General features: G+C 38.6%; 18 protein-coding genes, 7 tRNA genes and 1 pseudogene. 14 read left to right on the top strand and 12 right to left on the bottom strand.

Annotation, left to right across the window (positions count from 1 at the left end):
- Positions 1 to 8: 8 nt before the first annotated feature.
- Genes C3V42_RS03230 through C3V42_RS03215 form a run of 4 tightly spaced genes read right to left on the bottom strand, consistent with a single transcriptional unit; the run spans position 9 to position 2,200 of the window.
- Positions 9 to 296 (bottom strand): DUF5374 domain-containing protein, encoded by a 288-nt coding sequence (locus C3V42_RS03230; protein WP_164994245.1) that lies wholly within the window; start codon positions 294 to 296, stop codon positions 9 to 11.
- Positions 289 to 972, bottom strand: a complete 684-nt coding sequence (locus tag C3V42_RS03225; protein WP_106013617.1) for a DUF2572 family protein — start codon at positions 970 to 972, stop codon at positions 289 to 291. Before C3V42_RS03225 ends, C3V42_RS03230 begins: the two co-directional genes overlap by 8 nt.
- A complete protein-coding gene (locus C3V42_RS03220; protein ID WP_106014306.1) occupies positions 972 to 1,688 on the bottom strand; it encodes a type II secretion system protein J in 717 nt (238 codons plus the stop codon). The genes C3V42_RS03225 and C3V42_RS03220 overlap by 1 nt, the downstream gene beginning before the upstream one ends.
- Positions 1,682 to 2,200 carry a type II secretion system protein gene (locus tag C3V42_RS03215; RefSeq protein ID WP_106013616.1) on the bottom strand — a complete coding sequence of 173 codons (519 nt, stop codon included), beginning with the start codon at positions 2,198 to 2,200 and terminating at the stop codon, positions 1,682 to 1,684. The genes C3V42_RS03220 and C3V42_RS03215 overlap by 7 nt, the downstream gene beginning before the upstream one ends.
- Before the next feature lie 199 nt (positions 2,201 to 2,399).
- Here C3V42_RS03215 and suhB point away from each other — a divergent pair, with 199 nt between their 5' ends.
- Positions 2,400 to 3,203 (top strand): inositol-1-monophosphatase, encoded by an 804-nt coding sequence (gene suhB / locus C3V42_RS03210; protein WP_106013615.1) that lies wholly within the window; start codon positions 2,400 to 2,402, stop codon positions 3,201 to 3,203.
- Positions 3,204 to 3,314: 111 nt separating this feature from the next.
- Here the strand turns inward: suhB and C3V42_RS03205 are convergent.
- Positions 3,315 to 3,390, bottom strand: a tRNA-Ala gene (locus C3V42_RS03205).
- An 80-nt stretch (positions 3,391 to 3,470) separates the two neighbouring features.
- Positions 3,471 to 4,913 carry a glutamate--tRNA ligase gene (gene gltX, locus C3V42_RS03200; RefSeq protein WP_106013614.1) on the bottom strand — a complete coding sequence of 481 codons (1,443 nt, stop codon included), beginning with the start codon at positions 4,911 to 4,913 and terminating at the stop codon, positions 3,471 to 3,473.
- Positions 4,914 to 5,083: 170 nt separating this feature from the next.
- On the opposite strand from gltX, the gene C3V42_RS03195 reads away from it, so the two are divergent.
- The 5 genes from C3V42_RS03195 to lpt6 all read left to right on the top strand — a co-directional run bounded on the left by C3V42_RS03195 (position 5,084) and on the right by lpt6 (position 7,317).
- Positions 5,084 to 5,159 (top strand) — tRNA-Val (locus C3V42_RS03195).
- A 43-nt stretch (positions 5,160 to 5,202) separates the two neighbouring features.
- A tRNA-Val gene (locus C3V42_RS03190) sits at positions 5,203 to 5,278 on the top strand.
- Between the two features lie 58 nt (positions 5,279 to 5,336).
- Positions 5,337 to 5,412 (top strand) — tRNA-Val (locus C3V42_RS03185).
- Positions 5,413 to 5,464: 52 nt separating this feature from the next.
- Positions 5,465 to 5,540, top strand: a tRNA-Val gene (locus C3V42_RS03180).
- A gap of 121 nt (positions 5,541 to 5,661) precedes the next feature.
- A complete protein-coding gene (lpt6, locus tag C3V42_RS03175) occupies positions 5,662 to 7,317 on the top strand; it encodes a phosphoethanolamine transferase Lpt6 (RefSeq protein ID WP_106013613.1) in 1,656 nt (551 codons plus the stop codon).
- Between the two features lie 40 nt (positions 7,318 to 7,357).
- Here the strand turns inward: lpt6 and C3V42_RS03170 are convergent, their stop codons facing one another.
- Both C3V42_RS03170 and C3V42_RS03165 read right to left on the bottom strand, forming a co-directional pair.
- Complete coding sequence (locus tag C3V42_RS03170) at positions 7,358 to 8,155, bottom strand: virulence factor BrkB family protein (RefSeq protein ID WP_005644271.1); 798 nt, start codon at positions 8,153 to 8,155, stop codon at positions 7,358 to 7,360.
- Entirely contained in the window at positions 8,152 to 8,631 is a 480-nt protein-coding gene (locus tag C3V42_RS03165; protein ID WP_106013612.1) for a YchJ family protein, read from the bottom strand. The genes C3V42_RS03170 and C3V42_RS03165 overlap by 4 nt, the downstream gene beginning before the upstream one ends.
- A gap of 129 nt (positions 8,632 to 8,760) precedes the next feature.
- Between C3V42_RS03165 and C3V42_RS03160 the strand changes: the two genes are divergently transcribed.
- From C3V42_RS03160 to C3V42_RS08690, 8 genes and pseudogenes are all read left to right on the top strand, one after another.
- Positions 8,761 to 10,260 carry a helicase HerA-like C-terminal domain-containing protein gene (locus tag C3V42_RS03160; RefSeq protein ID WP_048952645.1) on the top strand — a complete coding sequence of 500 codons (1,500 nt, stop codon included), beginning with the start codon at positions 8,761 to 8,763 and terminating at the stop codon, positions 10,258 to 10,260.
- A 274-nt stretch (positions 10,261 to 10,534) separates the two neighbouring features.
- Positions 10,535 to 10,864, top strand: coding sequence for a YbaB/EbfC family nucleoid-associated protein (locus C3V42_RS03155; RefSeq protein WP_005629464.1), 330 nt, complete (start codon positions 10,535 to 10,537; stop codon positions 10,862 to 10,864).
- A gap of 62 nt (positions 10,865 to 10,926) precedes the next feature.
- Complete coding sequence (recR, locus tag C3V42_RS03150; RefSeq protein WP_048952644.1) at positions 10,927 to 11,529, top strand: recombination mediator RecR; 603 nt, start codon at positions 10,927 to 10,929, stop codon at positions 11,527 to 11,529.
- 15 nt (positions 11,530 to 11,544) lie between these two features.
- On the top strand, positions 11,545 to 13,500 hold the full coding sequence (locus tag C3V42_RS03145; RefSeq protein ID WP_106013611.1) for a DNA topoisomerase III: 1,956 nt from the start codon (positions 11,545 to 11,547) through the stop codon (positions 13,498 to 13,500).
- 108 nt (positions 13,501 to 13,608) lie between these two features.
- The gene (gene secG / locus C3V42_RS03140; protein ID WP_021034373.1) at positions 13,609 to 13,950 is read left to right on the top strand and encodes a preprotein translocase subunit SecG; all 342 of its coding nucleotides are present in this window, start codon (positions 13,609 to 13,611) and stop codon (positions 13,948 to 13,950) included.
- A 24-nt stretch (positions 13,951 to 13,974) separates the two neighbouring features.
- Positions 13,975 to 14,060, top strand: a tRNA-Leu gene (locus C3V42_RS03135).
- A 182-nt stretch (positions 14,061 to 14,242) separates the two neighbouring features.
- Positions 14,243 to 14,359, top strand: a pseudogene (locus C3V42_RS08735) (preprotein translocase); the annotation flags it as partial.
- A 65-nt stretch (positions 14,360 to 14,424) separates the two neighbouring features.
- A complete protein-coding gene (locus C3V42_RS08690) occupies positions 14,425 to 14,847 on the top strand; it encodes an integrase arm-type DNA-binding domain-containing protein (RefSeq protein WP_252346422.1) in 423 nt (140 codons plus the stop codon).
- Between the two features lie 372 nt (positions 14,848 to 15,219).
- Here the strand turns inward: C3V42_RS08690 and C3V42_RS03125 are convergent.
- The 4 genes from C3V42_RS03125 to C3V42_RS03110 form a co-directional block, all read right to left on the bottom strand.
- A tRNA-Ile gene (locus C3V42_RS03125) sits at positions 15,220 to 15,296 on the bottom strand.
- 86 nt (positions 15,297 to 15,382) lie between these two features.
- Complete coding sequence (gene glyS, locus C3V42_RS03120; protein WP_106013610.1) at positions 15,383 to 17,449, bottom strand: glycine--tRNA ligase subunit beta; 2,067 nt, start codon at positions 17,447 to 17,449, stop codon at positions 15,383 to 15,385.
- A gap of 21 nt (positions 17,450 to 17,470) precedes the next feature.
- Complete coding sequence (locus C3V42_RS03115) at positions 17,471 to 17,812, bottom strand: hypothetical protein (RefSeq protein WP_106013609.1); 342 nt, start codon at positions 17,810 to 17,812, stop codon at positions 17,471 to 17,473.
- A gap of 214 nt (positions 17,813 to 18,026) precedes the next feature.
- Positions 18,027 to 18,392: an endonuclease domain-containing protein gene (locus tag C3V42_RS03110; protein WP_005709776.1), complete on the bottom strand. Its 366-nt coding sequence runs from the start codon at positions 18,390 to 18,392 to the stop codon at positions 18,027 to 18,029.

Here is an 18,392-nt window from a genome sequence, read left to right as displayed (position 1 = left end):
AGGCCATTCTACTTAGTTTTTATCGAAATTTCACCCATCGGATAGCGTACAATGACGCGTTCGTTTTCACATTGAACGAGAAAAGTTAAGCCATTTTGTTGTATTAATTGTTCACAAGGTAACCCTAAAAATTGGTGTTGAGCTTGATTCTCCGCAACCTGTATCGCCTGAAAATCTTGATAAGTTTTCACCGCACTTTTTCTTTGGCTTGCCGTCCATTGATTGAAAGCAATAAATAAAACGCTAAATAAAGCCAAAGAAAATAATAGGGTAGTGAGCGACATGCCTTTATTCATCTGGAACATTAAAATCACTCCAACTTTTTTCTGCCAATTGCCACTTACTATATTGTTGCACTAAGGCTGTGACGACAGATTTTCCATAGGCTAAAGTCACCCCATCTAAAGTTAAATGCCCATTGGTGAGTACTGCGCCACTAATCCGTCCTTTGCCTGTTAGTTTTAAATCTCCCTCTGCAATTAATACAGCAGACACAGTGCCATTAATTTCAACTTCCGCTTGAGAATCTGAAAACCAATAAAGTTTAGGTGTTTTATTCGCGTTTAACATTTTGGGTGGGGAAGAAAAGTGCGGTCGAAAATCCGTTAGTTTTTCTATGTGAATAAAATCTTTCAATGCACCCTGATTATCGCCTTTTGTGGGCGATTTTTTAAATAGGCTCATTTTTTCACACCAAATAAAATATTGAATTGCATCTGTGGCGCCATCAAGCGTGATGCTGATTTGCTTTACACTTTCATTATTATTTAACGGTAAATCAAGGCAGGCAGTTTGTTTTTTCTCCTCTGTCATTTTTTGCAGTTGTAATGTTCTTTCCACATAGTGTTTTCGTTGATTTTGTTGTGCACGAAAAAAACTTAAATGACTGTCATCCAACAATAAGATTACGGTTAATAAACCTGAAATAAAAATCAGAATAGTCAGCGTGATAATGCCTTTGTGTGTAGCCATTATTTTTGATTCCAGAGCGAAACGACAAGGGATGTTTCATAACTGATGTTTGGGGTTTGTTTTAAATTTCCTTTTAGCTTGATTTCTAATCCTTTGCCTTCAATTAACCAATTAAATTGTAGGCTAGTGACTTCGTATTCATTATTGTCTAATAAATCAGTCCAACCGCCTCCAGCGTTGCAAGCCGATTGTTGAAAAGCACGTTTACAAGTTTCTGCTGTGCAATTAGTTGGAATAACACTTTGATAAGTCAGTTTGGTTTTTATCATTTTGTTACTCACTTTATAACCGAATAATTCCTCTGTACTGTTTTTGGATGTATTTTTCCCATTTTTCATACAGGTTTTTGGTGAATCTTTGCCAATACATCCATTTTTATTTAAATCATAAAAGAACAACACACAGCTATTAAGTGGGGCATTATCTTCTTGACTAATGAAAATAGCAGTGCCTTCTTCATCTAATTCAAATAAAGATAAATTGCTTTCTGTTCCTTTTGTATTTAATGCTCTAAATCCCAATCGCCGAAGATCTTTACCGATGAGCTGTAATGTTCGTTGTAATTCTGCTTGTAGTTTTAAATGCAATAATATCTGTTGATTTTGAGTTTGAATTTGCACATAAAAATGCGAAATGCTTAGCAATAATAAAGACGATAACACCAGAGAAATCATCAGTGCTAATAGGGTTTGCCCTTTTAATAATGTTTTCATGATTGATTGCATGCACTAGCCGCTTGATTGGTTTTCAAACGAATGCTGCCAACATTGAAAAATGAAAATAATGTACGTTCATTTTCCGCTTGCAAAATAAAGCAACGAGTAACACTAGTATTACGAGCACCATAAAACCTCGTGATTTCTTTGGGATAAATATAATGGCTTTGAATCATCGTTTTTTTAGGAAAATAAGGATAGTAAAAATGAGCATAGGTCTCTTTCGGGCAGTTTGTTGGGTTTAAACAATCACACGTTTGATCGTTTTTTACTTGTGCTGTTAAGCACCATTGTTGTGTCGCAAGATTACGATTGATAAGTAAAAACCACACTTCCGATGAATTTTCTGCCCGAGCCTGAATTTGGCGTAGAAATAAATACAGGCGATGTTGCTCTTTGGCTAAAATCGTTTTAGGTGAATCTGTTTGCCATAATGGTACGGCAAAACTCAGCGCAATGCTGATAATTGCTAACCCAATCAATAATTCCACTAATGTCACACCTTTCTGCATAAAACGCTCCAATTTTCTACCGCACTTTAATGGCAAATAATTAATGGAAAAATCACTTCATGCTATTTTTGCGATCTGTATCGTAAACTTTTCCTGAATACCTATAAAAACCATTGTTTTATGATTTTCAACTGGTTATTTTGGCAAATCTCGCTATAATGGCGCGGAATTTTTCTGTTCTTTAAAATCTGGTGGAAATATGAATCCAATGTTAAATATCGCAATTCGTGCGGCACGAAAAGCGGGCAATGTGATTGCTAAAAATTATGAACGCCGTGATGCTATCGAAAGCACACAAAAAGGTATTAATGATTATGTGACAAACGTTGATAAAGCGGCAGAAGCAGAAATCATTGAAATTATTCGTAAATCTTATCCTGACCACACCATCATCAGTGAAGAAACGGGCGCGCTTGAAGGCAAAGATAGTGATGTGCAATGGGTGATTGATCCACTAGATGGTACCCGCAATTTTATGACAGGGCTTCCTCATTTTGCCGTGTCTATCGCAATTCGTGTAAAAAACCGCACTGAAGTCGGGATTGTTTACGATCCTATCCGCAATGAATTATTTACCGCTGTGCGTGGTGAAGGTGCAAAATTAAATGAAGTACGTTTACGTGTAGATAGTAAACGTGAAATTCAAGGTTCAATTTTAGCTACTGGTTTCCCATTCAAACAACCAAAATTAATGCCAACTCAATTTGCAATGATGAATGCCTTAATTGAAGATGCTGCGGATTTCCGTCGTACTGGTTCTGCAGCATTGGATTTATGCTATGTGGCGTCAAACCGTATTGATGGTTATTTTGAAATGGGCTTAAAAGCATGGGATTGTGCTGCTGGCGATTTAATCGTGCGTGAAGCAGGTGGCTTAGTCTGTGATTTTGATGCTGGTAACGGCTACTTACGCAGCGGTAATATTATTGCAGCACCAGCGAGAGTATTAAAAGAAATGTTGAATAAAATTAGACTGTGTTTAGGTGAGAGTTTTAACGGTTAATTGTTTTATAAATAGCGCCTTTAATAATGGTGCTATTTTTACCCTTTAAAGTTTGGAATGTAAAAATTCTGAGATAAAAAAAGCAAGGTGATTTACCTTGCTTTATTAATTTGGTGGAGATAATCGGGATCGAACCGACGACCTCTTGAATGCCATTCAAGCGCTCTCCCAACTGAGCTATATCCCCATAAAAGACAGCGACATGATAAAATTTGACTATGTGGCTGTCAATACGATTTTATTATACGTTTGTTATCCGATTAAATATTAAGCGTTTTGTGCATTAATAAAATCAATAGCGCGCTGAATACGCGCAAGTACGCGATCTCTGCCGATACCGACTAGGGTAACATCCATTGATGGCGATTGACCAGAACCTGTCACAGCGACACGTAATGGCATACCAACTTTACCCATGCCGACTTCTAGCTCAGCAGCCGTTTGCTCAATTGCTTCGTGAGTAGAATGTAAATCCCAGCTAGAAAGTGCGGTTAATTTTTCTTTCACTTTTGCAAGCGCTTCAGCCGCATTGCCTTTGAAATGTTTTTTTGCTGCGGCTTCATCAAAGGTTTCAAATTCTTCAAAGAAGTAGCGGCTTGAACTAGCCATTTCTTTTAAAGTTTTGCAACGTTCCGCAAGCATGGTGACTATTTCCGTTAATGCTGGACCATTGCTTGTATCAATACCTTGATCCTTGTAATGCCATTCAAGGTGTTTAGCCACGTATTCTGGCGGTAATTCACGGATATAATGTTGATTTAACCACTGTAATTTTTCAGTATTAAATGCGCTAGCTGATTTGCTGACGTGATCTAATTCGAAATAGTTGATCATTTCTTCGCGACTGAAAATTTCTTGGTCGCCATGTCCCCAACCTAAACGCACAAGATAGTTGATTAAAGCTTCTGGTAAGTAGCCATCATCACGATATTGCATTACGCTCACTGCACCATGTCGTTTAGATAATTTTTGACCATCATCTCCATTAATCATGGAAACGTGCGCATAGGTTGGAATTGGAGCACCAATCGCTTTTAAAATATTGATTTGACGTGGCGTGTTGTTGATATGATCTTCACCACGTACTACATGAGTGATACCCATGTCCCAGTCATCCACAACTACGCAGAAGTTATAAGTTGGTGAACCGTCTGTACGACGAATAATAAGATCATCAAGCTCACTGTTACTGATTTCAATACGGCCACGCACGGCATCATCAAATACGACTGAGCCTTCAGTTGGATTTTTAAAACGTACAACGTGGGGTTCATCAGGTGAATGGTTGTGATCGTGTAAGCAGTGACGGTCATAACGTGGTTTTTCTTTATTTTGTTCTTGAGTATGACGAAGTTCTTCTAAGCGATCTTTAGTACAATAACAACGATATGCTAAGCCTTGTTCAATCATTTCATCGATCACTTGGTTGTAACGATCAAAGCGTTTAGTTTGGTAATAAGGACCATGTTCCCAAGGAAGATTTAACCATTCCATTCCTTCAATAATTGCAGCAGTTGCTTCTGGTGTTGAACGCTCTAAATCCGTGTCTTCAATTCGTAATACAAATTCGCCGTTATTATGTTTTGCGTATAACCAAGAATAAAGTGCAGTACGTGCGCCACCTACATGTAAATAACCTGTAGGACTAGGAGCAAAACGTGTACGCACTTTTACATTTGGATCTAAATTAAAAGGAGCATCTAGTTTCATTTTTATAACCTATCTTCAATAAAATATTAGTCGTCATTCTACTACGACTTGTTTGACTTCTAAATAAAAAAGCGGATTTTATGCTTATTTTTACGACAATTAAACAAAATTTAGTAAAAAGGTATTGACTGAAAATGCATTCTCCCTATAATGCCAACCCACAACATTAAGGGCGATTAGCTCAGTTGGGAGAGCACCTCCCTTACAAGGAGGGGGTCACTGGTTCGAGACCGGTATCGCCCACCACTTCTCTAAAAAGTGTTCTTAATGTTACTAAGTTTGACCTAGCGGGCGATTAGCTCAGTTGGGAGAGCACCTCCCTTACAAGGAGGGGGTCACTGGTTCGAGACCGGTATCGCCCACCACTTTTCTAAAGTGTCCTTTCCGCTCAAACTTTCCCGTTGTATTTAAACGCTTTCTAGTGGGCGATTAGCTCAGTTGGGAGAGCACCTCCCTTACAAGGAGGGGGTCACTGGTTCGAGACCGGTATCGCCCACCACTTAAAAGTGTTTAAATAAACCGAAAATTTAGGGTTTTACCTTAATATTATCGGGCGATTAGCTCAGTTGGGAGAGCACCTCCCTTACAAGGAGGGGGTCACTGGTTCGAGACCGGTATCGCCCACCACTTTATTTTCAAATTATCTAAATAATTTTCTTTTCCCGTTCAATCTATTACGTTTACGTGATAAAGTGCGCAGACATTGTCATGTCTCATTTTAGTCTGTTATGCATCATAGGGAAAATTCATGATCGCTTATATTTTCTTAGCTTTATTCACGATTGCGGCAGTGATTTTTATTGTAAACTCTCATTATCGTTGGACTTATTTCTTTGCTATTACGCTTTTTACTTTTTTATTTGGCGGGATGCTTATGGTTTCTGGCCAATGGCAACGTGCTTTAAATTTTTCATCCGTGCTTTTTGTGGTACTGATGTTATTTCACCGTTTAAAAATTCATTATTACAAACAGCCTTTGTTAATTTCAGATTTCTTTCTTGTAGTGGATTGGCGAAATTGGGAAACCTTAATTCATTATAAAGGTGCGTTATTTGGCGTTATTGGGCTACTTGCGTTATTAGGTTATGCGATGTTTGGTTTTAATGATGTCGAGTCTTTAGGACTATTAGGTCACAACATTGGAGCGTTATTGTTTATCGTTAGCTTTAGCTTGATGTGGCATTATTCTAAAAAGCCAAGTGCGGTGCAAGTTTGGTTAGATTCTTTGCCCGATGATGGTCGTGATGTGTTTTTAAATTTACCAATGTCTTGCCGCGGTATTTTTTTCAAGGTGCCAAGTTTTGATGGCAATAGCCAAAATTTTATTGAAAAAATGACCGCACTTTCATCTGATACAAACAAGGTATCTGAAACAAAACCCGATATTGTAGTGACATTAATGGAATCCACGCTGAACCCTCATCAATTTGCTTTTAGTCAGCAATCTATTCCACCACTTTCCATGTTTGAACCCCAAAATGATACGGTATTTGCTTCTCCGTTGCGTGTACATACTTTTGCTGGCGCAACGTGGAAATCAGAATTTGCTTTTTTAGCCGGTGTGCCTTCGACTGATTTTGCCGCGTTAGCAAGTGGTGTTTTTTATTCTGTTGTACCGCACTTGCAATCAGGCTTAGTGAAAAATCTAAAAGCACAAGGATATTTTTGTGTTGCCTTGTCGCCTTTTACAAAAGGTAATTACAATGCGAAATCCGCTTATGATCATTTCGGTTTTGATTTGATGTTACAGCCGCAAGATCTTGGTTATCCTGCGCCTATCAGTAAAAATCTTTGGGATATTAGTAGTGAAGAAATGATGAAGTACGCCCGAATGATTTTGGAAAAACAGCATCCTGCGTTAGAAAATGTAGATCAGCCGATGTTTGTTTATGTATTGACTATGCGTGAACATGGTCCATATGAATTGGGCATGGAAAATACATTTAATCTTCAAATGCCTAATTTAGGGGCTAAAAGTATTTCTGCATTGAATGACTATACTCAACGTATTGTCGCCTTGAATGATGCGATTGAAGGAATGAATAACTATTTACATGAACGTAAAAAGCCTTTTGTTCTAGGGTATTTCGGTGATCACCAAGTAGCATTTGATAATGTTATCCCTCCGAAGAAAGGGGATTATGTACAGCCTGATTATGTGACACAATTTGTTGTAAGAAGTAATTGTGCGAGTCAATTTAAGCAAGAACAACATTTTTTAGATCTCGCTTTTGCCGGAGGCGTCTTGATGAATGTAGCTGGATTATCAGCAGAAGATGAATTTATGAAAGCAAATATGGCAATGTGTAAACTAAGTCACGGAAAATTGGAAGATTCTCCTAATCCTGCATTTGTGAATGACTATCGTCATTACCTTTATCAAACCTTAAAGATTGCAAAATAGCTACATAAAAAAGACCGATGTTGATAATCGGTCTTTTATTTTATTCTTTTAACTCACCTAAAACTTCAGATAATTGCGCTCCGACCAACACAACTAGCCAGCTAATCTGAATCCACAATAGCATAATCGGCAATGTTGCCATTGCGCCATAGATTAGTTGATAAGAAGGGAATGTGGTGATGTACCAAGTAAAGGCTTGTTTACCGAGTGTAAAGAAAATAGCGGCAATAAGTGCACCACAAGCAGAATATCTTATATCCACTTTCTTATTTGGCACGATGGTATAAATTAATGTGAAAATAAACCATGTGAAAAAGAACGGGAGTAAACTGAGCAATTTCACACCGAGTGAAAGCGTTTCTGATTGTTCAAACACCACTTTTATATAAGAGCTAATCCCTATACTTGTACCTATAACGAGAGGCCCAAAAGTCAGAATCATCCAGTAAATCGCGAAAGAGGTAAAAATAGGACGAATACTGGTATCATGCCAAATGCTGTTGAGGGTTCGGTCGATGTTATTAATTAGCATCAAGGCAACGGCAATTAAACTTACAATTCCCACCGCACTCATTTTCTTTGAGTTTGATACGAATTGATCGATATATTCGCCCACCATATCACTTGCCGATGGCGCAAAATTGGTGAAAATCATTTCTTTCAATTCCCCAGTGACTTCATTGAATACAGGAAAGGCAGAGAATATAGAAAAAATCACCATCACCATTGGCACGATAGCAAGCATCGTGCTGTAAGTTAGTGCGCCAGCAGCTTGGTTGAGTTTATTTTCTGAAAAACGTTTCCAAAAGAGCTGGCTAAATTGTTTCAATGAAATCATAAAAATTCCCCACAGCAATGTTTAAATTTTTTACCAGAACCACATACACAAGGTTGTTTCATTGTAGGCAAGGATACGGTCGGATCCACAAAATACCAACGGTTTTCAATTTTTACAAAAATTGACCGTTCTTGATGGGCTAGTTCTCCCTCTTCGCCTTGAAAAATCGCTTTAAATTCCACCGCACTTTGAGTTTTTGTGAGGTTTTCTGTTTTTAGGATTTCTAATCCTAGCCATGTAGTATTGTCAGCCCATTCTTGCAATAGATGAGTCTCTAATAAAGTTTGTTGGCTTGGCACAGTTGTTGCAACAATATAAGGTATATTTTTTAAAACGTAAGCTGTATAACGTGAACGCATGAGTTGTTCTGCCGTTTCTGGGACGGCAGTGTGTAAATGAAAGGGCGCACAGCAATGTTTGTACTCTTTGCCAGAACGGCAAAAACACAATGAAGGTGCGGTAAAATTTTCTGACATTTTAGTGTCCTGAAGTGGTATAAAAGAGATTTAATTTGAATTATAACTGAAAAATGTTTAACTTTTTGACCACATTGCATTTTTTACTTATCATTTACATATAATAAAAAATAAAGGGAAAATTCATTTATGCAATACGATCTCTCTCGCACAGAACAAGGTAAAATCCTAGGCATCACGGCCAAAATGGCTAACCGCCATGGCCTTATTGCTGGCGCAACAGGTACGGGTAAAACTGTCACATTACGTAAAATGGCAGAAGCCTTCAGTGATGATGGGGTACCGGTATTTTTAGTAGACGTAAAAGGCGATCTTTCTGGCTTAGTAAAGGGCGGTCAATTTCAGGGCAAAATTGCGGAACGAATTGAGCAGTTCGGGTTAGGCAATGATAGTTATCTCAATGGCTATCCTGTTTCTTTTTGGGATGTTTTTGGCCAAACGGGCATTCCTCTGCGAACAACTATTTCTGAAATGGGCCCGTTGTTGCTTTCTCGTTTATTGAATCTCAATGCTACGCAAGAAGGATTATTAAACCTGGTATTTCGTGTGGCAGATGATAAAGGTTTATTGCTCATTGATTTAAAAGATCTTCGTGCAATGCTGAAATATGTTGCAGAGAATGCGAAAACCTTCCAAGTTGAGTATGGCAACGTTTCGACCGCAAGTGTTGGTGCAATCCAACGAGCACTACTTACACTTGAAAATGAAGGTGCTGCAAATTTATTTGGTGAGCCAGCATTGAACCTAGATGATTGGATGCAAACTCGCGATGGGCGAGGGGTGATTAATGTACTCAATTCTGAAAAATTGATTAATTCCCCAAGAATGTATAGTGCATTTCTATTATGGTTGATGGCGGAACTCTTTGAACAACTGCCAGAAGTGGGTGATCCTGATAAACCTAAATTTATTATGTTTTTTGATGAAGCACACTTATTGTTTGATGGTGCACCGAGCGTATTAGTAGAAAAAGTAGAACAAGTTGTGCGTTTGATTCGTTCTAAAGGTGTGGGAATCTATTTTGTCACGCAGAACCCTCTTGATTTGCCAGATACCGTATTAGGGCAGTTAGGTAATCGTGTTCAACACGCTCTCCGTGCATTTACTCCACGCGATCAAAAAGCTGTAAAATCAGCTGCAGAAACTTTCCGAGCAAACCCTTCAGTGAATGTCGTTGAGACTATTTCAACCCTTGGAGTGGGACAAGCATTGGTATCATTTTTAGATGAAAAAGGCATGCCTACGCCAGTTGAAATTGCCTATATCTATCCGCCAAAAAGTCAGCTTTTACCATTAACGACAGATGAACGTAATGTTTGGGTGAAAGATGATGATCTTTATGCGTATTATAAAGAATATGTAGATAACGAATCAGCCTTTGAAGTATTAACTGCTCAAGCGGATTTAGCTGCGGTACAACAAAAACAAGCAGAGCAAGCCCAAGCGGAAGAAGAAAACGGCTTCTTAGGTAGTTTGAGTCGAATGATTTTTGGTACGCAAAAGCGCGGTGAAAAATTATCGCCAACTGAGCAGATTGTTAACAGTGTAGCAAAATCAGTTGGGCGAAATATTCGAAATCAAATTACTAAGCAAATTATGAGAGGAATAATGGGGGCATTGAAAAAATAGGTTGATGATAAATGAAATGTGAGGGTTTCCGTTTAGAAGATGCATATCTAAATTACTTTAAATAAAAGATAATTGATTAAGTATTTGAAATCCTCGCTTTCTCTCGGTTCTATATTTTATTAGATTTTTTATTACCATCATCTTTATGATTCAATGTGATAAATATTAAAATTTTCACTGATTTCACAAGCGTCATGTATTAATTTCTTTGTTCCCAAGAATTAATTTTTTCGCTAGAATGCAGTCAATTTTTGACTTAATAAAGGATAACATTATGTTTGGAAAAGGCGGTTTAGGCGGCTTAATGAAACAAGCCCAACAAATGCAAGAAAAAATGCAAAAAATGCAGGAAGAAATCGCGCAACTAGAAGTAACGGGTGAATCTGGTGCAGGTTTAGTGAAAATCACAATTAATGGTGCACATAACTGCCGTCGCATTGACATTGATCCGTCTTTAATGGAAGACGATAAAGAAATGTTAGAAGATTTAATCGCGGCCGCTTTTAACGATGCGGTACGTCGTGCAGAAGAATTACAAAAAGAAAAAATGGCATCGGTTACTGCTGGAATGCCATTGCCTCCAGGGATGAAATTTCCGTTTTAATTATTAGGCGCGTGAATATACGATTCACGCGTCATCTCTCATTTACCTCTCATTAAATCACTATGCAAAGCAGCCCACTTTTGGAACACCTTATTGAGAACTTACGTTGTCTTCCTGGCGTAGGACCTAAATCTGCGCAACGTATGGCTTATCATCTTTTACAACGTAATCGTAGCGGTGGAATGAATTTAGCTCGAGCACTCACAGAAGCCATGTCTAAAATTGGCCATTGTTCACAATGTCGAGACTTTACGGAAGAAGACACTTGCAACATTTGCAATAACTCTCGCCGTCAAAATTCAGGTTTGCTTTGTGTCGTTGAAATGCCCGCAGATATTCAAGCTATTGAGCAAACGGGACAATTTTCGGGACGTTATTTTGTCTTAATGGGGCACTTATCACCACTTGATGGTATTGGTCCTCGTGAAATTGGCTTAGATTTACTGCAAAAACGTTTAGTAGAAGAATCTTTCCACGAGGTGATTCTTGCAACAAACCCAACAGTGGAAGGCGATGCAACAGCAAACTACATCGCTGAAATGTGCCGCCAGCACAATATCAAAGTGAGTCGTATCGCTCATGGAATTCCTGTAGGTGGTGAACTGGAAACTGTGGACGGTACAACACTGACTCACTCTTTTCTAGGTCGTCGTCAAATCGACTAATCTTCTCATACTATTATGCGTTTATTTATCGCCGAAAAACCAAGCTTAGCTCGCGCTATTGCTGATGTGCTCCCCAAACCCCATCAACGTGGGGATGGTTTTATTAAATGTGGCGATAATGATGTGGTAACTTGGTGCGTAGGGCATTTGCTCGAGCAAGCAGAACCTGATGCCTATGATCCTAAATTCAAACAATGGCGTTTAGAACATCTCCCTATCATTCCTGAAAAATGGCAACTTTTACCGCGAAAAGAAGTAAAAAAACAACTTTCTGTGGTGGAAAAACTAATCCATCAAGCCGATACACTTGTTAATGCAGGAGATCCTGATAGAGAAGGACAATTACTTGTAGATGAAGTGTTCAGCTATGCCAATTTATCTGCCGAAAAACGCGATAAAATTTTACGCTGCTTGATTAGCGACCTAAATCCAAGTGCGGTAGAAAAAGCGGTTAAAAAATTACAACCAAACCGTAACTTTATTCCTCTTGCCACATCTGCACTCGCACGAGCCCGCGCCGATTGGCTTTATGGCATTAATATGACAAGAGCCTATACCATTCGTGGCCGACAAACTGGCTATGATGGCGTGCTTTCGGTTGGTCGAGTGCAAACCCCTGTGCTGGGTTTAATTGTACGTCGAGATTTGGAAATTGAACATTTCCAACCCAAAGACTTTTTTGAAGTGCTAGCTTGGATTAATCCAAATAGTAAAGAAGAAAAAACTCAGGAGAAATCAACCGCACTTTTCAGTGCCTTATGGCAACCTAGCAAAGCTTGTGAAGATTATCAAGATGATGATGGCAGAGTGCTTTCTAAAGGCTTAGCAGAAAACGTTGTAAAACGTATTACAAATCAACCTGCGGAAGTAACCGAATATAAAGACGTTCGTGAAAAAGAAACGGCCCCCTTACCTTATTCTCTTTCTGCGTTACAAATTGATGCAGCAAAGCGATTCGGCATGTCCGCTCAAGCCGTATTAGATACGTGCCAACGCCTATATGAAACTCATCGTTTGATTACTTATCCGCGTTCTGATTGTCGCTATTTGCCCGAAGAACATTTTGCAGAACGCCATAACGTATTAAATGCAATTTCAACCCTTTGTGAAGCTTATCAAGTCTTACCCAATGTCATTTCAACTGAACAGCGAAATCGCTGTTGGAATGATAAAAAAGTAGAAGCTCACCATGCAATCATTCCAACGGCTAAAAATCGTCCAATAAACCTAACACAAGAAGAACGTAATATTTACAGCCTTATCGCTCGCCAATATTTAATGCAATTTTGTCCTGACGCAGAATATCGTAAAAGCAAAATCACATTAAATATTGCCGGCGGTACTTTTATAGCCCAAGCGCGAAATTTACAAACGGCTGGGTGGAAAGAATTATTAGGCAAAGAAGACGACACAGAAAATCAAGAACCCTTATTACCAATAGTAAAGAAAGGACAAATTTTGCATTGTGAACGCGGAGAGGTGATGAGTAAAAAAACTCAGCCACCAAAGCCTTTCACAGATGCAACCTTGCTTTCAGCAATGACGGGCATTGCGCGATTTGTACAGGATAAAGATCTCAAAAAAATCCTGAGAGAAACAGATGGATTGGGTACAGAAGCTACTCGTGCTGGTATCATTGAATTACTTTTTAAACGCGGTTTTTTAACGAAAAAAGGGCGAAATATTCATAGCACTGAAACTGGAAGAATTTTAATTCAAGCATTACCCGATATTGCCACCCAACCAGATATGACGGCCCATTGGGAATCACAACTCACAGACATTAGTCAAAAACAAGCAACCTATCAGCAATTTATGCATAACTTGAATCAAATGTTGCCTGATTTAGTCCGTTTTGTAGATCTTAATGCATTAAGACAATTAAGCCGCATTAAAATGATTAAATCCGATAGAACAAAACCTAAAAATGTGGTAAAAAAATCGAGTAAATCAAACAATCGAACTGATTAAAGTTAAACCAATTAATATTTTTTTTATGCAAAGCACTTGCGAGAAAATTGAATTTTCTATAACATTCACGACCAGTTTTCTTGCGAAATTGCAAATTAGAGAGAAAAAATGTATCAAGTTCTTTTATTTATTTATGTTGTTGTCGCGATTGCCTTGATCGGGTTTATTCTCGTTCAACAAGGTAAAGGAGCGAATGCTGGCGCATCTTTTGGTGGTGGCGCATCAGGTACAATGTTTGGCTCTGCTGGTGCAGGTAACTTTTTAACACGTACTAGCGCGATTTTAGCAACCGCATTTTTTGTTATTGCTCTTGTTTTAGGTAACATGAATTCACATAAAGGCAATATTCAAAAAGGTGCTTTTGACGATTTATCACAAGCTGCAGAGCAAGTTCAGCAACAACAAACAGCTCCAGCGAAAGAAAATAAAAATAGCGACATCCCACAATAAAATAGGATTAGCATAAAAATTAGCGCTCTGGTGGTGGAATTGGTAGACACGCTATCTTGAGGGGGTAGTGACCACAGGTCGTGCGAGTTCAAGTCTCGCCCAGAGCACCATTTGACTAAACAAAGCCCCGCGAAACTAATCGCGGGGTTTTGTTTTATCCAGGTTTCACAAGGGTTTACAGCACTTTCCCTCATCATATCTAATCGTCTTTAATCGCTGTTTTTAGTAACACTATTAGTAACACTGACTTAGTATCTATTATCTTGTATTACTGCGTTAGGGAAGAAATCTTATGTCTAGAACCAAAAAACCTTTAACAGATACAGAAATCAGAAAAGCAAAGCCAAAAGAAAAAGAATATCCATTATCTGATGGTAACGGTCTTATTCTAGGAGTTAAGCCAAACGGATCTAAAATTTGGCTATTTAACTACTATCATCCAGTCACAAAAAAAGAACAAATGGTGGCCTTGGAATGTATCCCCAAATCCAATTATCAGATGCTCGTGCTAAACGTGAAGAATATCGTGCGTTACTTGCTAAAGGTATCGATCCACAAGAAGAAAAAATCCGCATCCAGCAAGAATATGAAAACCGCTTAAAAGATACTTTCCGTTCTGTTGCAGAAAGTTACTTTAATGGTATTTACAAAGAAAAAGCTAAAAATCCAGAAACACGAGAAAAGAATTGGGAACGATTGAAAAATCATATCTTCCCTTATATTGGTGATAAGCATGTATCAGAAATAAAAGTAAAAGAGTTAGTTAGCATTTATGAAAAAATAGCAGATAGAAGTAACACGCTCAAAAAAATCCACCAGCTTGTCGGTGCAATTATGGATCATGCACTAAAAAGAAATTATATAGGGCATAATTTGACTAAACAAAACCAGCGATAACTAATCGTGTTTTTTCCGTTTTTTACAAAGCTTTATCACAGTTTTTACAAGTGTAATTCAATTGCTTCAAGTATTTATAACCATATATTTTATAACTATTTTTTAACCAAGCCTTATAATCTCATCATTGTTTAAATTTCGTGGTTACAAAAAACGCCTAAAATTCCTAAATCTATAAGTCTCACGGTGAGCAAAAATATTGAGTTAAAAGTATAAGAATAACTAAGCATATAACTAAAAAATATGGTTGTAAACGTAGAAGTTAATAGGAGAACGCCAGAGTAGAAAAAATAAAACTTGGTAAGGGTCAGTATTTATAAGGTCATTATCGGATGAAGATGAAAAGAATAAATAAGACGAGAAAATTTGAGTTGGTCCCCCCTGCCGGACTTGAACCAGCGACCAAGCGATTATGAGTCGCCTGCTCTAACCGACTGAGCTAAGGGGGGAAAGTGCGGTGATTATAGAGAAATAATCACTTGAAGTCTATAAAAGAACGGATGATTGATGAAAAATCAATCATCCCTTTTTAGCATTATTGAAGCACTGAAATATCAGCTACTTGTAAGAATAACCCTTGTAACGTATTTAAAATCGCTAAGCGATTTTGGCGTAATGCTGGATCTTCAGCATTTACCATCACGTTATCAAAGAAGCTATCTACTGGTGCACGTAAGTTCGCTAATTTATCTAATACCGCCGTATAATCACCTTGAGCGATAAGCGGTTGAACTTCAGTGCGTAATGCAAGTACCGCTTCTGCAAGGGCTTTTTCTGCTGGCTCTACGCAAGCGGTCAAATTGATCTCGCCGATTGCTGCATCTGCTTTGGCTAAGATATTACTTACACGTTTATTTGCTGCTGCTAACGCTTCTGCTGAATCTAAAGTACGGAAATGTGATACTGCACGCACGCGCGCATCAAAATCAGCAGGGCGAGTTGGACGACGCGCCAATACCGCTTGAATTACATCCACTGCAATACCTTTATCTTGATACCATGCACGGAAACGACCAAGCATGAAGTCCACCACATCGGCGACCACATTTTGATTGGTAAGTTTATCGCCGAAAAGTGCGGCTGATTTTTTCACTAAATCTTCTAAATCAAGTGGTAAATTTTTCTCTACGATAATACGTAACGCACCTAATGCCGCACGACGCAATGCAAATGGATCCGCACTACCTTTTGGTGCTTGGCCGATACCGAAGATACCCGTTAAGGTGTCAAATTTATCGGCTAAAGCGACCGCACTTGCCACTAGAGATTTTGGTAATTCATCACCGGCAAAGCGTGGCATATACTGTTCGTTTAACGCCACTGCCACTTCTTCATCTTCACCGTCATGACGGGCATAGTGCATCCCCATTACACCTTGCGTATCAGTGAATTCAAATACCATGTTGGTCATCAAGTCACATTTTGACAGTAAACCCGCACGTTTTGCTTTCGCTTCATCTGCACCGATTTGTTTTGCAATTTCGCCTGCAAGTTGTTCTATACGGTCAGTTTTATCTTTCAATGTACCGAGTTGTTGTTGGAACAACACAGTTTCTAAACGTGGTAAACGATCAACCAGTTTTTGTTTTAAGTCGGTTTTGAAGAAGAATTCCGCATCGGTTAAACGTGGACGAACCACTTTTTCATTACCTTCGATAATCGCGGTTGGATCTTCTGGGTTGATGTTCGATACGAAAATAAAGTGCGGTAATAATTTGCCGTCTTTATCATAAATCGGGAAATATTTTTGGTCACCTTTCATGGTATAAACCAATGCTTCCGCAGGCACTGCTAAGAAGCGTTCTTCAAATTTCGCCGCTAAAACGTTTGGATATTCCACCAACGAGGTCACTTCTTCAAGCAAGCTTTCTTCAATATCAGCCACGCCGCCAAGTGCGGTTGCTTTTGCTTGAGATTTTGCCAAAATTTCTGCTTTACGCTCATTGAAGTCCGCTACCACAGAACCTTTTTCACGCAATAATTGCGGATATTGGTCTGCATGTTGAATTTCAAATTCTTTCTCACCTAAGAAACGGTGTCCGCGAATGGTACGAGCGCTTGCCACACCTAAAATTTCGCCTTCAATTAACTCACCACCCAATAACATAGTCACAGTGTGAACTGGACGGATAAATTGCACGGTTTTATCTGCCCAACGCATTGGTTTTGGAATTGGCAATTTTGCTAATGCATTTGCCACAATGTCGTTCAGTAAGTTTTTAGTCGGCTGACCTTCAATTTTTGCACGATGAACAAGCCATTCACCTTTATCAGTTGCGATGCGTTCTGCTTGATCAACGGTAATACCACAACCACGCGCCCAGCCTTCAGCCGCTTTGGTTGGTTTACCTTCCGCATCAAAGGCGGCTGACACTGCAGGTCCGCGTTTTTCGATTTCTTTGCTCGGTTGCTGTGTGGCTAAGTTCAACACCTTCACCGCCAAACGACGCGGCGCCGCAAACCATTCAATTTTGTCGAATGATAAGCCCGCTTGGTTTAATTCCGCCTCAACGTTATCTGCAAAAGAGGTTGCTAATGCTTTGAGAGCTTTTGGTGGCAGCTCTTCTGTGCCGATTTCTACTAGGAAGTTTTGGGTTGTCATTTTGTTTCTCTTATCTAAAAACTATTTATCAAATTTCGAATAATATAAAGTATGACCACAAGTTTGACATACATGAGCTATCGCTACTGGCTTATCATGCTCGCCCGCATGTGGGGTAAATCTTTGTATAATTCCGATATCTTTGGAACCACATTGATTACATTCAACCCTACCATTTTGCACTAAATGTGGATATTTACTTTTGTATTTCTCAAACGTATTTTCTTTCGTATATTTTATAAATTCTGAATTTTTCTTTCCTAATTTATAAATTACAAAAATAAATATTAAAAAGAATAGTATAAAAGGTATAGGAATACCTAGAAAATCCACCTTACGTTCTCCGTTCTTCACTTCTGCCAAATCTCCCCTAACCCCTCTTTGCTAAAGAGGGGATTGGATCTTTGTAGAGTTAAATATTTATGTTTTACTTTAACATTTTTTTGAAGGCAAATAATTTAATCTTTATTGAAATTAAAATGTAAATAAGTCAGTTACTATCAATTTACTCAAGAATTCCCCCTCTTTAGCAAAGAGGGGGAGGGGAGATTTGGCAGAGGTTAATCCAACCTCATACTCAATCAGCCCTTACATTCTCCAAAAACAAATAAATCTGCTCGACTACCGCTTCAATTTCACGTATGACTTCATCATTGCTAAACCGCATTACCGTAAAACCCAGTGAATTTAATTCTGCATCTCGCAATGCGTCTTTTTCCTGATAATCAGGCTCATAGTGCTGACTACCGTCCAATTCGATAATCAGCTTTGCTTTCGCACAATAAAAATCAACGATATAACTTAAAAGTGGCTTTTGTCGATTAAATCGAAATCCTAATAATTGATCTCGATTGATGCGTTGCCATAATTTTCTTTCCGCATCCGTTTGATCTACTCGCAATTTCTGCGAATTCTCTTTTAAGTATTTTTCATAAGGTTGCAT

The sequence above is a fragment of the Haemophilus sp. oral taxon 036 genome (genome assembly GCF_002998595.1).
Taxonomy (GTDB): Bacteria; Pseudomonadota; Gammaproteobacteria; order Enterobacterales; family Pasteurellaceae; genus Haemophilus; species Haemophilus haemolyticus_K.
Note: the sequence above shows the minus strand (reverse complement) of the source record. Positions and strands in the feature narration are given on the sequence as shown.

What these genes read in the sequence shown, in the direction of transcription:
- suhB (WP_106013615.1), top strand. Translation starts at nt 2,400, where the DNA reads ATGAATCCAATGTTAAATATCGCAATTCGTGCGGCACGAAAAGCGGGC.
- C3V42_RS03160 (WP_048952645.1), top strand. Translation starts at nt 8,761, where the DNA reads ATGCAATACGATCTCTCTCGCACAGAACAAGGTAAAATCCTAGGCATC.
- C3V42_RS03170 (WP_005644271.1), bottom strand. Translation starts at nt 8,155, where the DNA reads ATGATTTCATTGAAACAATTTAGCCAGCTCTTTTGGAAACGTTTTTCA.
- secG (WP_021034373.1), top strand. Translation starts at nt 13,609, where the DNA reads ATGTATCAAGTTCTTTTATTTATTTATGTTGTTGTCGCGATTGCCTTG.
- C3V42_RS03230 (WP_164994245.1), bottom strand. Translation starts at nt 296, where the DNA reads ATGAATAAAGGCATGTCGCTCACTACCCTATTATTTTCTTTGGCTTTA.
- C3V42_RS03165 (WP_106013612.1), bottom strand. Translation starts at nt 8,631, where the DNA reads ATGTCAGAAAATTTTACCGCACCTTCATTGTGTTTTTGCCGTTCTGGC.
- C3V42_RS03145 (WP_106013611.1), top strand. Translation starts at nt 11,545, where the DNA reads ATGCGTTTATTTATCGCCGAAAAACCAAGCTTAGCTCGCGCTATTGCT.
- recR (WP_048952644.1), top strand. Translation starts at nt 10,927, where the DNA reads ATGCAAAGCAGCCCACTTTTGGAACACCTTATTGAGAACTTACGTTGT.
- glyS (WP_106013610.1), bottom strand. Translation starts at nt 17,449, where the DNA reads ATGACAACCCAAAACTTCCTAGTAGAAATCGGCACAGAAGAGCTGCCA.
- C3V42_RS03155 (WP_005629464.1), top strand. Translation starts at nt 10,535, where the DNA reads ATGTTTGGAAAAGGCGGTTTAGGCGGCTTAATGAAACAAGCCCAACAA.
- C3V42_RS08690 (WP_252346422.1), top strand. Translation starts at nt 14,425, where the DNA reads ATGTATCCCCAAATCCAATTATCAGATGCTCGTGCTAAACGTGAAGAA.
- C3V42_RS03215 (WP_106013616.1), bottom strand. Translation starts at nt 2,200, where the DNA reads ATGCAGAAAGGTGTGACATTAGTGGAATTATTGATTGGGTTAGCAATT.
- C3V42_RS03110 (WP_005709776.1), bottom strand. Translation starts at nt 18,392, where the DNA reads ATGCAACCTTATGAAAAATACTTAAAAGAGAATTCGCAGAAATTGCGA.
- gltX (WP_106013614.1), bottom strand. Translation starts at nt 4,913, where the DNA reads ATGAAACTAGATGCTCCTTTTAATTTAGATCCAAATGTAAAAGTGCGT.
- C3V42_RS03225 (WP_106013617.1), bottom strand. Translation starts at nt 972, where the DNA reads ATGGCTACACACAAAGGCATTATCACGCTGACTATTCTGATTTTTATT.
- lpt6 (WP_106013613.1), top strand. Translation starts at nt 5,662, where the DNA reads ATGATCGCTTATATTTTCTTAGCTTTATTCACGATTGCGGCAGTGATT.